This window comes from Rhizobium sp. CAU 1783 (genome assembly GCF_054551725.1).
The window spans coordinates 1091064-1106131 of sequence record NZ_JBTOLM010000001.1; the positions used below are offsets into that span (position 1 = coordinate 1091064).

Below are 15068 nucleotides of genomic sequence, written 5' to 3' on the forward strand. Positions count from 1 at the left end.
GCGCGTTTCCGGGAGGGAAGATGCGCAGCTCCGTCGAAATCTACAATATCCGCACGCGCAGCCATCGCGTCGTCTGGCAGACGGAGCGCCTCGTCGAGGCGCCGAACTGGACGCCGGACGGCGCCTTTCTGATCCTCAACGGCGACGGCCTACTCTATCGCCTGCCGGTGGACGGGAGCGCAGAGCCGGTGCTGATCGACACCGGATTCGCCACGCGATGCAACAACGATCATGGCCTTTCGCCGGACGGCAAGCAGATCGCGATTTCGGACAAGGTCGCCTACGGCAAGTCCTGTATCTATGTCCTACCGGCAGGCGGCGGGGAGCCCCGCCAGGTGACGCGCAACGTGCCTTCCTACTGGCACGGCTGGTCGCCGGACGGGGCACGGCTCGCCTATTGCGGCATTCGGGACGATGTCTTCGACATCTATACCATCTCCATCGACGGCGGGGAGGAGACGCGGCTCACCTTCGGCGAGGGCCGCAACGACGGGCCCGACTATTCGCCGGACGGGAAATGGATCTATTTCAATTCGAGCCGGACCGGGCGGATGCAGATCTGGAGGGTGCCAGCGTCCGGCGGTGCGGCCGAGCGGATCACCGACAGCCGTTTCGGCGACTGGTTTCCGCATCCTTCGCCGAACGGCGACAAGGTGCTGCTGCTCTCCTATGATCCGGAGGTTTTCGACCATCCGCGGGACCTTCCTGTCCGGCTTCGCCTCATGGACCCGGACGGGCAGAACATCGAGACGCTGTTCGAACTGTTCGGTGGTCAGGGCACCATCAATGTGCCGAACTGGGCGCCGGACGGGGAAGCGTTTGCCTATGTGCGGTATTTCCCCGTCGCCTGAATTGCCGATGTCGCATGCGACGGCTTGTGTCGCGCGACGATTGCGCTAGAACGATTCCGTCAGGTGCCCGGCGTGTCGAACGGCGGGAGAATCGGGAAGCCGGTGGAAATCCGGCACGTGCCCAACGCTGTGAGGTGGATGGAGCGCGCGAACGGGTCGGTTGCGACCCGAGCCACTGGTCTTTAGGCCGGGAAGGCGGCGCGATCCAGCCGAAGCCCAGTCAGAAGACCGGCCTGGCAAGATAGGCTTTGCCCGCGTGGACGGCGGGCGGTCGTCAGCATTGTTGGGGAACAAACGATGCAAGATGAACCGAGCGAGCATCTCGTCCGGGCCGGCGCCTTTTCCGTCGAAGAGCGCGAGGCCGTCTACAAGGCGATCCGGACCCGTCGTGACGTCCGTGACCAGTTTCTGCCTGATCCCTTACCCGAGGATCTGATCGCCCGCCTGCTGGAGGCCGCACACAATGCGCCGTCGGTCGGATTCATGCAGCCGTGGAACTTTCTCGTGGTGCGCGATCAGGTGCGGCGCGAGGCGGTGTGGCGGGCCTTTTGCCGCGCCAATGACGAGGCGGCCGAGATGTTTTCCGGTGAACAGCGCGACAGCTACATGCGGCTGAAGCTCGAAGGCATCCGCAAGGCGCCGCTCGGCATATGCGTGACCTGCGATCCGACGCGGGCCGGGCCTGTGGTGCTTGGGCGCACCCACAATCCGCGAATGGATAGCTATTCGACCGTCTGCGCGGTGCAGAATCTCTGGCTTGCCGCGCGTGCGGAAGGCGTCGGCGTCGGCTGGGTCAGCATCTTTCACCAGGACGACATTCGCGCGCTGTTGGGCATTCCAGGGCATGTCGAGGTCATCGGCTGGTTCTGTGTCGGCTATGTCGATCGCCTCTACGATCAGCCCGAACTGGCGCTCAAGGGTTGGCGGCAGCGTTTGCCGATCGAGGATCTCGTCTTCGGAGAGGTCTGGGGAGCACCTCTTTCGCCTGCCTTCGACCGAGAAACGTAAGTATAGTTACTTTATACTGATCTGGACCTGTTGTGTTTAACATAAATTAAGGCGGCATGGCTAAATCTGGCCATGCTCAGGGTTTCCCTCGACTGCATGACGCAGGTTTCGCGCCGGATGAAGCGGCGAGCCAAACCTTTTCATTGTTGTCTTTGGGGTCTTCATGAAGCTTTTCAACATTCGTCTCGGAAAAGCGGTTCCCGCAGCGATCGGCGGTCTCGTCCTGGTCAGCGTCACCGTGCTCGCCATTTCCGACTATTTCGGACAGCACCAACTCGAAACGGTCATCGATCTCTACGAGACCGAACGTAAGGCAGACGTCTATCTGCGCGACCTGATCGCCGCGCAGAAGGAGGTCGAGCTTGCCATCGTCAGCACACAGGAATCGCTGACCGATATTTCCGCCACCCAGGCGAAGGATGGCCTGGACGACGGCTTCAAACTGGCCGAGGAAGAGGCCGCACGTCTGGCCAAGCTGATGGATCGCATCAATACACTTTCCGTCGCCCTGGAAGCGCCTGACCTCGTCCCGGCCATGAAGCTTCTTGCGGATCGCTATGCGGACTTCCACAAGGCCGGCATCGAGATGGCCAATGCCTTCATCAAGGGAGGGCCGGCCGAGGGCAACAAGTTGATGGGCAATTTCGACAGCTTCTCGGATGCCCTGCAGAAGGAGATCGAGGCAACCCATTCGATGGTCACAGCCATCGTCGACAGGGAAATCAGGAAGTCTGAGGCGGACATCTCCAATGCGCGCGCGGAGGCGGAATCCATGGCCGCGCTTCTGGCCGCGCTCGGCCTCGTGCTGCTCGCCAGCGGTGCCGGCCTAGCCTTCTTCGTGATGCGCAGGCTGCTTGCACCGCTCGACCGGGCAACGGACGCGATGAACCGTCTGGCGGACGGCCACATCGATGCGCAGCTTGCCGGAGCCGAGCGCTCCGACGAGATCGGTGACCTCGCCCGGGCGTTCACGCACTTCCGCGAAAACCTCATCGCTCGCCGTGACGCCGAGCTCGAGGACAAGCGCAATCGCGAACGGCTGGCGGAGATCCAGTCGATGAACGAAGCCGACCGCATAGCCGAGCTCAACCGGACGAAAACCGCCGTCGATACGGTGGCCGAGGCTCTCGATCGTCTGGCCCATGGCGACCTGACCTCACGCATCACCAGGGTCTTCGAGGGCGAATATGATCGCCTGCGGCTCAATTTCAATCAGTCGGCCGAAAAGCTGCAGTCAGCGATGTCCGGCATCGCCAACGTCTCGCATGAGATCCGCTCCAGCTCGGCGGAAATGCGGGCGGCTTCCGACGACCTGGCACGCCGCACCGAACAGCAGGCCGCGGCCCTCGAGCAGACGGCGGCAGCGCTCAACGAGATCACCACCACCGTCAGCAACTCGGCCGCGATTGCCGACAGCGCCAGCCGCAAGGTAAGCGAAGCCAACCGGCGGGCCGAACAATCGGACGAGATCGTCCGCCACGCCATTGCCGCCATGGGCCGGATCGAGGAGAGCTCCTCGCAGATCGGCAAGATCATCGGCGTGATCGACGAGATTGCCTTCCAGACCAACCTCCTTGCGCTGAACGCCGGCGTCGAGGCGGCCCGGGCGGGCGAGGCGGGCAAGGGCTTTGCCGTCGTTGCGCAAGAAGTGCGCGAGCTTGCCCAGCGCTCGGCCAATGCAGCCAAGGAAATCACCGGGCTCGTCGCGCGGTCGGGCGAGGCGGTGAGCTCCGGCGTCTCCCTGGTCAACCAGTCGGGCGAGATCCTGAGCCTGATCCAGGCCAACGTCACCGAGATCAACAGCGATATCCGGGCCATCGTGACCGGGGCGCACGAGCAGGCAACCGGGCTGTCGGAAATCAACGGCGCCATCACGCAAATGGACCAGGTCACGCAGCAGAATGCCGCGATGGTCGAGCAATCGACCGCCTCGGCACACAAGCTGGCACAGGAGGCCGACGACCTGTTCGCGCAGGTCCGGCAATTCGAGATCCGCGCGTCCGCTTACGGCACGGCCCAGACCCGCGCGGCCTGAGGCCATCGGACCGCAGCAGTCTCAAGGAGAGGCCGGCCGCAAGCCGGCCTTTCTCGTTTCAAACGCTGCGGGTTGGCCGACCGTCACTGCTGGACGGGCTGTGGGCCGGGCAATGCGGGGTTCTTGAGGTCGATGCTGCTGGTTTCCTTGGGCAGGAAGGTCGGTCCGACCTGGCGGACATGGGCGGCATTCGGATCGTAGACTCGATCCTCGATCGGTCTTTCCGCGGCAGTCACAGGCGGTTTGACACCCTTCTTCGCCTGGCTTTCTGATCCACCCATTTCGATCACAGCCTTGCCGTCGGCCGGATGGCTCTGGCCGGCTATGCCCGTGCCGCGCATCTTCCGATAGTAGGCGGTGAGATCGCAGCCGCAGGCCGGTTGCTCGCCGCTCTGTCGGTTGAGATAGGCGAAGGCATTCGGGAGGCTGCGATAAGGCTCTCCCGTTTCGGCCGAGACCATGTCGGCCGATTCTTCCGTACTGATCGCGTGAAAGAAGAGTTCGGTCTCGGTGTTCGGGCACATCTGTTCACAGACCTGCGCGTCACGGCGGAAGCTGAGCGGCGAGGTTCCCGACGAGATCGGGAAGAAGGCGCCGTCGCAGGTGCGGACGCAGAGTGTGCGAAGGTTGCCCTGGCCGGCAAGGGCCATGAAGCGGGCGGTGTTTTCCGGATCAAGGGGCTGCGGTCCCTCGGCGCCGGGGGGCGTCAAGTCGGCCTCGTCGACCGGCGGTGGCTCGGCGTTGCACCCATTGTCTTCAAGAGCCGCAAGCAGCCGAAGCCTTGCAGGATTTTCGCCAATGCTCTCGCGGCCGGCCTCATCGCGTTTTGCGGCGAGATCCTGCCTGTTTGTCTCCATGCGGGACAGAGCCTCTGAGAGCTCGCCGCATTGTGTTGTCCCGTCGGCGCGATATTGCACGACCGAACCGTCGCAGCGCAGGCTTCGCATGTCCTGGCGGACCTTGCGGATCTCCAGGTTCTGTCGGGCGATGGCGCTCGAATAGCGCCGCACGGCCGCGGTGTCGACGATCACCTCCGGGACGGCAGAGAGGCGCAGCCTGAGGCTCTCGCACACGGCGGATGTCTGCGCTGCCACGGGCTGGCAGAACATCAGAGCGGCAAGCGCCAGCGGCAGTCGGCTCCTGAGATCGTGCAATTCGTATCCCCGATTGGCGTTGCGCGGCGCCGAAGCGGCGCCCGTGTGCCTGTAGGTGCTCGCATATTAGTTTGCACAGCACAATGCGCCAACCGGGAACACGAAATTGTGTTAACGGGCGGACGCCGTCGTCTTTCGGCATCGGCGACCGTCGATGCGATCAGGCGGCGCGTGCCTGTTCGACGGACAGAGGTTCGGTGAGCACGGAGCCTTCGATCCCGGCCACCGTCTTCATCCGCTCCAGCAGTTGCGGGGTAACCTCCCAGGCAATCGCTACGGCGTGAACAGACCCGATCTTGTGGGGCGCACCGATGCGTTCGCCGGGGCAACCCATGCGGCGGAACATGCGCTCGAGAAAGACGTCGGTCACCGTGACGATCCGGTCGAGGCGAGAGGCCAGGCCAAGCTCGCCGACGCCACACATCAGTTCGGCGGCGGTGATCGTCACCTGGTTCGAGGCGCGATCCTGCGAGATGTCAGGATCGATGCAGAAGCGGCTCGATTCCCAGATACCGTGCTGTCGAACGGCGGGCTGGTCGTCCAGCAGGATCGGGAAGGTGTCGTCGAGCATATTGGGACCGAGCGTCGGCAGCAGCCTCAGCGTCCCGCGCAGCGCGCCGCTGTCGGAATAGGAGAGGACGTATATCGGATTGGCATCGTCGTAGTGGTCGATCTCCCAGTCGTCGACGACGTTGACGTCCCAGCGGAGCAGGTCGTGAAAGACACGCTTGCGAAGCCGATGCATAGCAGAAATTTCCAGTGGTTGGCGGTGGCGCCCGGCGCCATTGATGATCTTGATCATTCCAGTCTCCCTGTTCGTGTGGCGACCGGAAGATGGTGCAGGGCAGCAAAAATAAAACTGTCGGTAGAGACAGGTGCCGTCCATGCAATTTTTGATTATGCTGCGGGCGGCAACGCCGGTGCTGCGGTCAGCGGATTTCCGGGCCGGGAAGCAGGCCGCGCCACGATGCCTCCGCGACGGCTTGCGTGTTGGAAACGACGTCAAGCTTCTGTCGGGCATTCGCCATGAAGTAGCGCACCGTGCGTTCGCTGATGCCGAGGATGACGGCGATTTCCCAGTAGCTCTTGCCGGCGGCCGACCAGTAGAGCGTCTCGCGTTCGCGTCGCGTGAGGCGCGGGGTGTCGAGATGCTCGACGCGATCGCCACCGGCGCGCAGCAGTGTGGCATGGAAGGCGATGGCGAGGGACTGGAGGTCGCGATCGTGGTGTCTGCGGAAACGGCTCCAGTCGCCGCTGTCGGTGTCGATCTGGATGGCGAAGAGGGCCTGGCGACCTTCGCGGGATTTCAAGGGGTAAGAGACACCGCAAGCGGGGATGCCAAGGTTCGCCGCCAGCGCATCGAGCCCGTCGCGCTCGGGCGAGCCGTGCGCCAGCTGCGACCAGTCGAGCGGGGCGACGGCGGCCAGCGCCTTGCGCAGAGGCGGTTCGATGCGGGATGCACCGAGTGCCTTTGCGTCGCGGACTGCGGCGGGGCCGAAGGTGTGGTGCAGCCGATGCGACTTGATGCCGCCGCGCGAGGAAATCGCGTCGATGTAGAGGATGTGCGCGATACCGAAAGCCGCCTGCACCTTTCTGAAGAAAAGCTGTGGCTTCAAGGCTTTCTGGCTTCCCATCCAGTCCAGCACGTCGAAGTAGCCGCCCTGGTTCGCCATTCCCGGAACCCTGCAAAACATGGGGTCAAGAGTGGGCGCCGGCCGACGTCCTGTCCAGCGGGTATTTCAGCGCCTGAAGCAATTGTCCGTCGCGCGGCAACGGACGGGTCGGCAGGAAGCCTCGGGGGGCAAGGCCCCGCGAGGCTCAGGGATCACTCCGACTTCTGGGCCTCGACGACGGCCAGGGCCGCCATGTTGACGACGCCGCGCGAGGTCACCGAGGTCGAGAGCACGTGGGCCGGCAGGGCAGCGCCGAGCAGGATCGGGCCGACATGCAACGCGTCCATCATCGTGCGGACGATGCCGAGTGAAATGTTGGCAGCGTCGAGGTTCGGGAAGACCAGCAGATTGGCCTCGCCGGTCAGGGCGCTGTCCGGCATGGCGCGCTTGCGCAGCGATTCCGAGAGCGCCGAACCACCCTGCATTTCGCCGTCGACCTCGAGTTCGGGTGCGCGTTCGCGGAGGAGCTGGAGCGCTTCGCGCATCTTGCGGGCGCTGTCCGAATCGCGCGAGCCGAAATTCGAATGCGATACGAGGGCGGCGCGCGGGGTGATGCCGAAGCGGCGGATTTCCTCGGCGGCCAGCACCGTCATCTCGGCGATCTCGGCGGCGGACGGATTGTAGGTGACAAAGGTGTCGGTGAAGAAGATCGCGCCACGCTGCGAGATGAGCAGGCTGAGGCCGGAGAACGAGCTGACGCCCGGCTTCTTGCCGATGATCTGGCGCACGTCGCGCAGGTGCCGGTCGAAACGACCCTCGACGCCGCAGATCAGGGCATCGGCGTCGCCGCGGCGCACGGCGAGCGCGCCGATCACCGTGTTGTTGGTGCGCACGATCGTGCGAGCCGCTTCCGGGTTGATGCCGGCGCGTCCGACCAGCGCGAAATAGTCGTCGACATATTCGCGGTAGCGCGGATCGTCTTCCGGGTTGACCAGATCAAAATCCGTACCAGGGCGGATGCGAAGGCCGAAGCGTTCGAGGCGGCTCTGGATGATGTGCGGGCGGCCGACCAGGATCGGCTTGCCGATGCTTTCCTCCAACAGAACCTGGGCGGCGCGCAGGACGCGCTCGTCTTCGCCTTCGGCGAAAATGACCCGCTTCTGGACCGCCTTCTTGGCGGCCGCGAAGATCGGCTTCATGACGAAGCCGGAGCGGAAGACGAAGCGGTTGAGCTGGTCGAGATAGGTGTCGAAGTCGGTGATCGGCCTGCGTGCGACGCCGCTCTCGGCGGCGGCCTTGGCGACCGCCGGTGCGATGCGCAGGATCAGGCGCGGGTCGAAGGGCGAGGGGATCAGATAATTGGGACCGAAGGTCGGCGATTCGCCGGAATAGGCGCGGGCGGCAACCTCGGACACCTCTTCACGGGCAAGTGCCGCAATCGCACGCACCGCCGCCATCTTCATCTCTTCGTTGATCGTGGTCGCGCCGCAATCGAGCGCACCGCGGAAGATGTAGGGGAAGCAGAGGACGTTGTTGACCTGGTTGGCGAAATCGGAGCGACCGGTGCAGATCATCGCGTCGGGACGGGCAGCGCGGGCGAGATCCGGCATGATTTCCGGCGTCGGATTGGCGAGCGCCATGATCAGCGGCTTCTCCGCCATCTTCAAGAGCAGCTCCGGTTTCAGCACGCCTGCGGCGGAAAGACCGAGGAAGACGTCTGCCCCCTCGATCGATTCCGCCAGCACGCGCTTGTCGCTGTCCTGGGCATAGATCGACTTCCAGCGGTCCATCAGGGTCTCGCGGCCGACATAGACCAGACCTTCGATATCGTGGACCCAGATATTCTCGCGGCGCGCGCCAAGCGTGACGAGCAGATTGAGGCAGGCGAGGGCGGCCGCGCCGGCACCGGAGGCGACGATCTTGACGTCCTCGATCTTCTTGCCGGCCAGCTCGAGGCCGTTGAGGATCGCGGCGGCGACGATGATCGCGGTGCCGTGCTGGTCGTCGTGGAAGACCGGGATGTTCATCTTGTCGCGCAGCAGCTGCTCGACCTCAAAACATTCCGGAGCCTTGATGTCCTCCAGATTTATCCCGCCGAAGGTCGGTTCGAGAGCCGACACGGTGGAGACCATGGAATCGACGGTGTTGGCGTCGATCTCGATGTCGAAGACGTCGATGCCTGCGAATTTCTTGAAGAGAACTGCCTTGCCTTCCATGACCGGCTTGGAGGCGAGAGGCCCGATATTGCCGAGGCCGAGAACCGCGGTGCCGTTGGAGATGACGGCGACGAGGTTGCCGCGGGCGGTGTAATCGGCTGCAGTTTCCGGTTCGTCGCGGATCGCAAGGCAAGGTGCCGCGACGCCAGGCGAATAGGCGAGCGCGAGGTCGCGTTGGTTGCCGAGCGGCTTGGTCGCCTGGATCTCGAGTTTTCCGGGCCGCGGATAGCGGTGATAGAAAAGCGCCTGCTCATCGAGGTCCGCCATCGCGGTCGTCGGTTGCGGCTTGTTCTTGTCTTGGGAATTCATCGAGTCCACCGAACTTCTTCGTCCAAATCGAATGTCTTGAATACACGAAAAGAAGTCGGGGGGAAGTGATTTTGACCGGTGCAAGGCGGCTATGCGTCATCGCCAAGGCTGACGGAATGATGTCGGCGCGGTGGGGCGCAGGGCGTTGGGAGCGGCTGGAGGGCCGGTTTTCCGAGAGCTGAATTCCGCGCCGCTCGGGAGGCGGTAGGCGCGGAATCAGGTCGTCTTGGGGCGGTGCCGTCCCGACGTCAGATACCAGGCGAGATAAGTGGTGGCTGCGAGGTCGAACGCATGCTGTACTTGAAGTTGGGGCACTTCGACGATGCCGGTGCCTTGTTCAGCTTGACCTCGCAGTCGGCCTGCTTCGCGGCGGGCGCGGAGGCGGTGGTCTGGGCGGTCTGCGAGCAGCCGGCGAGGGCGGCACACACTATTCCGATGACAACGATCTTCTTCACGGGGGATCTCCTGAATTCCTGTCTGAACCGGCCCAGCGCCGATGGGAGGATGTTTGCGATAGCAAATGTCGAGGTGCTGAGCTTTCCAGATCAATATTGAACACGTGTGTTCAATTGTCAACGCTTGTGTGGTGCCTGCGACATTGCTACACATAGGCAGTGTCGCGGTGCATGCCGCCGCTTCAGGACGTTGCTTGGAGCCTCCGCGATTTATGGGACTGCTTTAAGAGGATCCCCGCCGATGTCGGGCGCCAAATGCCGCATTCATGAAGCTGCCATGCGCCTCTTTGCCAGGAAGGGCGCGGACCGGGTGACGGTCAGCGATCTCGCCGAAGAGGCCGGGGTGGCGCGTGGCACCGTCTACAGTGCCGTTCCCGATCCGGGCGCGCTGTTCGAGGAGATCGCCGGCGACCTCGCCAACGAAATGCAGGATCGGGTGCGGGCCAGCATGGTCGACATAACCGACCCGCCTTGCCGTCTTTCCTGCGGTATCCGGCTTTTCATCCGACGTGCCCACGAGGAGCCGCAATGGGGCCGGTTCATCGTGCATTTCGGTTTCAGCAACACGGCGCTGCGCGGGCTGCTCACCAGCGCATCTGCGGACGACCTGATGCAGGGCATTTCGAGCGGCCGCTACGCGATCCGCCCCGAGCAGGCGACGTCGCTGATGGCGATGATCGGCGGCGCGACGCTGTCGGGCATGATGCTCGTCCAGGAAGGCTACAAGACCTGGCGCGAGGCGAGCAGCGAGATTGCCGAGCTGATCCTCACCTCGCTCGGGATCGAGCGCGAAGAGGCCCGGCGGATCGCCGGGGCGGATCTGCCGGCTCTGGCCCGTTGACGCGGACTGCCTTGACAAGGAAAGGTGCTGTCAGCCGGGCCTTCCCCTTTTTCGCTCCAGATCGTTGCGACGCCTCCGGTGTCGGACCATGATTCGCGCCTGTCATCATGCTGAAACACGAGTCTGATTTTAGGCACGTGGAAAACGACGGCAAAGGACGACGACCGTGACTGGTGAAACGGACATCCGGCAATTCAGGACCCTCTTCATCTCCGACGTACATCTCGGCTCCAAGGCGGCGAAGGCGGATTTTCTCATCGACTTCCTTCGGACCCATGAGGCGGAGACCATCTTCCTGGTCGGGGACATCGTCGACGGCTGGCGCCTCAAGCGCAGCTGGTACTGGCCGCAGGACTGCAACGACGTCGTCCAGAAGCTTCTCCGCAAGGCCCGCAAGGGCACTCGGATCGTCTACATTCCGGGCAATCACGACGAGTTCCTGCGCGGCTTTCCGGGCACCCATTTCGGCGGCATCGAGGTTGCCGAGCGGATGATCCACGAGACGGCAGACGGCAAGAAGTATCTGGTCCTGCACGGCGACGAATTCGACGTCGTGGTTCGCAACGCCCGTCTCGTCGCCTATCTCGGCGACTGGGCCTATGACATGGCGATCAACATCAACATTGCGCTGGCCGCGATCCGCCGCCGGCTCGGCATGCCCTACTGGTCCTTCTCCGCCTGGGCCAAGCTCCAGGTGAAGCAGGCCGTCAACTTCATCGGCGAGTTCCAGCGCGTCGTCGCGGAAGAAGCCCGCCGCAACGAGGTCGATGGCGTGATCTGCGGGCATATCCATCACGCGGTGATGGAAGACATCGACGGCATCCACTACGTCAATACCGGCGACTGGGTTGAGAGCTGCACGGCGATCGCGGAACATCATGACGGCCGTTTCGAGCTGATCTCCTGGGGGCATCTGATCGCCAAGCCGGCAAAGCCGGTTGCGGCCCTGGTGCCGCCGGTCTCGCTGCCGCTGGCCATCGAAGCTGCCAAGAAGGAAGACGTCCAGGCCGCGTGAGACGGATTTTACCGGATCGCAGACCGATAGGACCAGTTTTCGTTGTGGCTTGAGGGTGACGGCCCGGGATAAACGCCGCCCGAAGGATTTCCTTGCCGGTCTGTCTGGCTATACTGCGCCATCGAGTGATTTGCGCCGCAGCGCCGGAATGTCCGGACCTGGCACGCAAGCGTGGAAGTTGTCAGGACCTTGAAGTCGATTCACCCAGAAAGCGCTGTGATCGAGATCGACGAGCTGCCCGGCGACGGGCATCGCATCCGGCTGTCCGGCGCCTGGCGCAACAACAGCCTCGGGACGCTCCTGCAGAGCAACGGCCGCCTCGTTCCCGCATCCGGCGATGCGCCGGTCGAAATCGACCTTTCCGCAGTTTCCGATATGGACCTCGCCGGTGCCTGGCTCGTGCGTCGCTACATGGCGACCCGGCAGGCCGAGGGAAGTCCCGTCAAGCTCACCGGTGCCTCGCGCAACATGCGCGAACTGATCGGCGCCCTGCCGGAGAGCGTCAAGACACCTGCCGGCCCCGGTGCTCCGCTTCCCCTGTTCCAGCGCATCTTCTCGCCGGTTGGCGAGGCCGTGGTTGAACTCTGGCGCGACATGGTTGCGATGATGTTCGTACTCGGTTCGGCCGTGCATGGCGCACAGACGAAGCTCGGGCGTGGCAGTGGCGTGTCGCCCGCCTCGGTCGTCACCCAGCTCGACCACATGGGTGTCAGGGCGGTGCCGATCATCGTGCTGATGTCCTTCCTGATCGGCGCGATCATCGCCCAGCAGGGTGCCTTCCAGCTGCGCTATTTCGGAGCCGAGGTCTTCGTCGTCGACCTGGTCGGTATCCTGCAGCTTCGCGAGATCGGCGTGCTTTTGACCGCGATCATGGTGGCCGGCCGCTCGGGCAGCGCGATCACGGCCGAGATCGGCTCGATGAAGATGCGCGAGGAGATCGACGCGCTGAAGGTCATCGGGCTCAATCCGATCGGGGTCCTGGTCTTTCCGCGCCTCGTGGCGCTGACGGTTGCGCTGCCGCTTCTGACCATCGTTGCCAACTTTGCAGCGCTTTACGGTGCGGCGGTGGTCGCCTGGACCTATTCGGACATCACCTTCGACGTCTTCACGACCCGCCTGCACGATGCGATCGACTATTCGACGGTTGCCTCGGGCATGATCAAGGCGCCGTTCATGGCGCTCATCATCGGCATCGTCTCGGCGGTCGAGGGCATGAAGGTCGGCGGCAGCGCCGAGTCGCTCGGACGTCACGTCACGGCCTCCGTGGTGAAGTCGATCTTCGTCGTCATCCTCGTGGACGGGCTGTTTGCCATGTTCTACGCCGCCATCGATTTCTGAGGAGGACGGCTTGGAAGGCACGACCACCAATGTCCAGGGAAGCGAGCGGGAAGCGGTTCTTTCGGTGCGCGGGCTTACCGTCGGCTTCGGCAACAAGGTCGTGCTCGACAATCTCGACCTCGACATCTATCGCGGTGAAATCCTGGGGTTCGTCGGGGCCTCCGGTGCCGGTAAATCGGTGCTGATGCGCACCGTTCTCAGGCTTCTGCCGCGCCGCTCGGGTTCGATCCAGATCCTCGGCGCCGACTATGATGCCGTCGGCGAACGGGACCGGATGGACCTCGACACGCGTCTCGGCGTTCTCTTCCAGCACGGCGCGCTCTTTTCCGCGCTGACCGTGAAGGAGAACATCCAGCTGCCAATGCGCGAATATCTCGATCTGCCGAAGTGGCTCATGGATGAGCTGGCCTATCTGAAGCTCGACCTCGTCGGTCTCGATCCGGACGCTGCGGACAAATACCCGTCCGAACTTTCGGGTGGCATGATCAAGCGCGCGGCGCTTGCCCGTGCGTTGGCGCTCGATCCGGACCTCGTCTTCCTCGACGAGCCGACCTCCGGACTTGATCCGATCGGGGCTGCGGAGTTCGACGAACTGATCGCGCGATTGCGCGATACGCTCGGCCTGACCGTCTACATGGTCACGCACGACCTCGACAGCCTGTTCTCGGTCTGCGACCGCATCGCCGTTCTCGGGCAGAAGCGCGTCTTGGTCGAGGGAAGCTTAGACGATATGCTCGCCTGCGACGATCCGTGGGTGAAGTCCTATTTCCGGGGCAAGCGCGCCCGTTCCATTCCCCGTCCGGGTCATCCGGCGGCATCCGGCAAAGTGACTGACTGATGGAAACCAAAGCCAACTACGCGATCGTCGGATTTTTCACGATGCTGGTCATCGCGGCCGCCTTCGGCTTCGTCTACTGGATGGCGGAGTACGGGAGGGGCGGACCGATGGCCCCGCTGGCGATCCGCATTCCGGGCTCGGCCAACGGTCTGAGCATCGGCTCGCCGGTGCGGTTCAACGGCATTGCGGTCGGCTCCGTCCGCAATCTCTACATCGACAAGCAGGATCCGCAGTTCTCGGTGGCCTTCACCGAAGTGCGCGCCGACGCGCCGGTCACGACCTCGACCAAGGCCGTGCTGGAAATCCAGGGCTTGACCGGAGCGGCCTATATCGAGCTTTCGGGTGGCAATGCAGCGGACGAGAACATTCTCGCCAAGGCGATATCGAGCGGCGAGCCAGCAGTGCTCCTGGCCGACCAGTCGAGCGTGACGAACCTGCTCGCGACCGCGGACAAGATCCTTCAGCGCGCCGACAATGCGATCGGCGAGTTGCAGGGCTTCATCGCCGATTCCCGCCAGCCGCTGACCAATACCGTCAAGAACGCGGAAACCTTCTCGAAGTCGCTGGCCGACAATGCCGAAGGGATCGACAAGTTCCTGGAGAGCGTCAGCGCGCTTTCCGAGTCTGTCTCGGGACTCTCTGGGCGTCTCGACACAACGCTCGCGGCGGCGGAGGACCTGTTCAAGGCGCTGAATTCCGACAAGATCGACAAGATCCTCTCGAACACCGAAGAGTTCACCGGGAATTTTGCCGACGCTTCCGACAAGATCGGCCCGGCGATCGACAATTTCCGGGAGACCGCGGCGACATTCCAGCGCTTCGGCGAGAATGCCGACAAGACGCTGGCAAAGGTCGACGAGGTGTTCGCTGCGGTGGACAAGCAGAAGATCGGCAAGGTGATGGATGATGTCTCGGCCGCGTCCGGCGATGCGCGTGAGGCGGTCAAGAGCTTCAAGGATCTCAGCCAGAACATCAGCGAGCGGACGCAGGACATCGACCAGGCGATTACCGACTTCACGCAGCTCGCCAACAAGCTCAACAACGCTTCCGATCAGGTGGACGGCATCCTGAAGAAGGTCGATTCCTTCCTCGGTTCGGGTGAGGCTGACTCGCTCAGCGTCGAGGCGCGCAAGACCCTGCAGTCGATCCGTGGCGCGGCCGATAACCTCAATGCCAAGATCGGTCCGATCGCCGACAATCTGGCGCGGTTCTCGAACACCGGGCTGCGCGACATCCAGTCGCTCGTGACGGATACCCGCCAGACGGTGCGTGGGCTGAACGATGCGATCACCAATTTCGACCGCGATCCGCAGCGGCTGCTGTTCGGTGGCGACACCGTCAAGCAGTATGACGGACGGACCAGGCGGTGAAGACCATGACGGGAAAGGGCAAGGG

The 15068-nt window shown here is 63.6% G+C and carries 12 protein-coding genes, 1 pseudogene and 1 riboswitch; of the genes and pseudogenes, 8 read left to right on the forward strand and 5 right to left on the reverse strand.

Features of this window, described 5'->3' with window-relative positions; all coding sequences use genetic code 11:
- Window positions 1–20: 20 nt before the first annotated feature.
- The 3 genes from ACX93L_RS04995 to ACX93L_RS05005 all read left to right on the forward strand — a co-directional run bounded on the left by ACX93L_RS04995 (window position 21) and on the right by ACX93L_RS05005 (window position 3894).
- Window positions 21–851 carry a TolB family protein gene (locus ACX93L_RS04995; RefSeq protein ID WP_459403804.1) on the forward strand — a complete coding sequence of 277 codons (831 nt, stop codon included), beginning with the start codon at window positions 21–23 and terminating at the stop codon, window positions 849–851.
- A gap of 44 nt (window positions 852–895) precedes the next feature.
- Window positions 896–1102, forward strand: a riboswitch (cobalamin riboswitch).
- A gap of 46 nt (window positions 1103–1148) precedes the next feature.
- Window positions 1149–1859: a 5,6-dimethylbenzimidazole synthase gene (gene bluB / locus ACX93L_RS05000; RefSeq protein WP_459403805.1), complete on the forward strand. Its 711-nt coding sequence runs from the start codon at window positions 1149–1151 to the stop codon at window positions 1857–1859.
- A gap of 163 nt (window positions 1860–2022) precedes the next feature.
- Window positions 2023–3894 carry a methyl-accepting chemotaxis protein gene (locus ACX93L_RS05005; RefSeq protein WP_459403806.1) on the forward strand — a complete coding sequence of 624 codons (1872 nt, stop codon included), beginning with the start codon at window positions 2023–2025 and terminating at the stop codon, window positions 3892–3894.
- A gap of 371 nt (window positions 3895–4265) precedes the next feature.
- On the opposite strand, the pseudogene ACX93L_RS05010 reads toward ACX93L_RS05005, so the two are convergent.
- The 5 genes and pseudogenes from ACX93L_RS05010 to ACX93L_RS05030 form a co-directional block, all read right to left on the reverse strand.
- Window positions 4266–5003: pseudogene (locus tag ACX93L_RS05010) on the reverse strand (DUF2865 domain-containing protein); the annotation flags it as partial.
- A gap of 205 nt (window positions 5004–5208) precedes the next feature.
- Window positions 5209–5850 carry an acyl-homoserine-lactone synthase gene (locus tag ACX93L_RS05015; RefSeq protein WP_459403807.1) on the reverse strand — a complete coding sequence of 214 codons (642 nt, stop codon included), beginning with the start codon at window positions 5848–5850 and terminating at the stop codon, window positions 5209–5211.
- Window positions 5851–5977: 127 nt separating this feature from the next.
- Entirely contained in the window at window positions 5978–6721 is a 744-nt protein-coding gene (locus tag ACX93L_RS05020) for a helix-turn-helix transcriptional regulator (protein WP_459403808.1), read from the reverse strand.
- A 152-nt stretch (window positions 6722–6873) separates the two neighbouring features.
- The gene (locus ACX93L_RS05025) at window positions 6874–9186 is read right to left on the reverse strand and encodes an NADP-dependent malic enzyme (protein WP_459403809.1); all 2313 of its coding nucleotides are present in this window, start codon (window positions 9184–9186) and stop codon (window positions 6874–6876) included.
- Between the two features lie 248 nt (window positions 9187–9434).
- A complete protein-coding gene (locus tag ACX93L_RS05030) occupies window positions 9435–9641 on the reverse strand; it encodes a hypothetical protein (protein WP_459403810.1) in 207 nt (68 codons plus the stop codon).
- A gap of 241 nt (window positions 9642–9882) precedes the next feature.
- On the opposite strand from ACX93L_RS05030, the gene ACX93L_RS05035 reads away from it, so the two are divergent.
- From ACX93L_RS05035 to ACX93L_RS05055, 5 genes are all read left to right on the forward strand, one after another.
- Window positions 9883–10482, forward strand: a complete 600-nt coding sequence (locus ACX93L_RS05035) for a TetR/AcrR family transcriptional regulator (RefSeq protein WP_459403811.1) — start codon at window positions 9883–9885, stop codon at window positions 10480–10482.
- A 166-nt stretch (window positions 10483–10648) separates the two neighbouring features.
- Complete coding sequence (locus tag ACX93L_RS05040; RefSeq protein WP_169587600.1) at window positions 10649–11497, forward strand: UDP-2,3-diacylglucosamine diphosphatase; 849 nt, start codon at window positions 10649–10651, stop codon at window positions 11495–11497.
- Between the two features lie 189 nt (window positions 11498–11686).
- Window positions 11687–12835, forward strand: a complete 1149-nt coding sequence (locus ACX93L_RS05045; RefSeq protein WP_459403812.1) for an MlaE family lipid ABC transporter permease subunit — start codon at window positions 11687–11689, stop codon at window positions 12833–12835.
- A gap of 10 nt (window positions 12836–12845) precedes the next feature.
- A complete protein-coding gene (locus ACX93L_RS05050; protein WP_459403813.1) occupies window positions 12846–13673 on the forward strand; it encodes an ABC transporter ATP-binding protein in 828 nt (275 codons plus the stop codon).
- Window positions 13673–15043, forward strand: coding sequence for an MlaD family protein (locus ACX93L_RS05055; protein WP_459403814.1), 1371 nt, complete (start codon window positions 13673–13675; stop codon window positions 15041–15043). Before ACX93L_RS05050 ends, ACX93L_RS05055 begins: the two co-directional genes overlap by 1 nt.
- Window positions 15044–15068 lie beyond the last annotated feature (25 nt).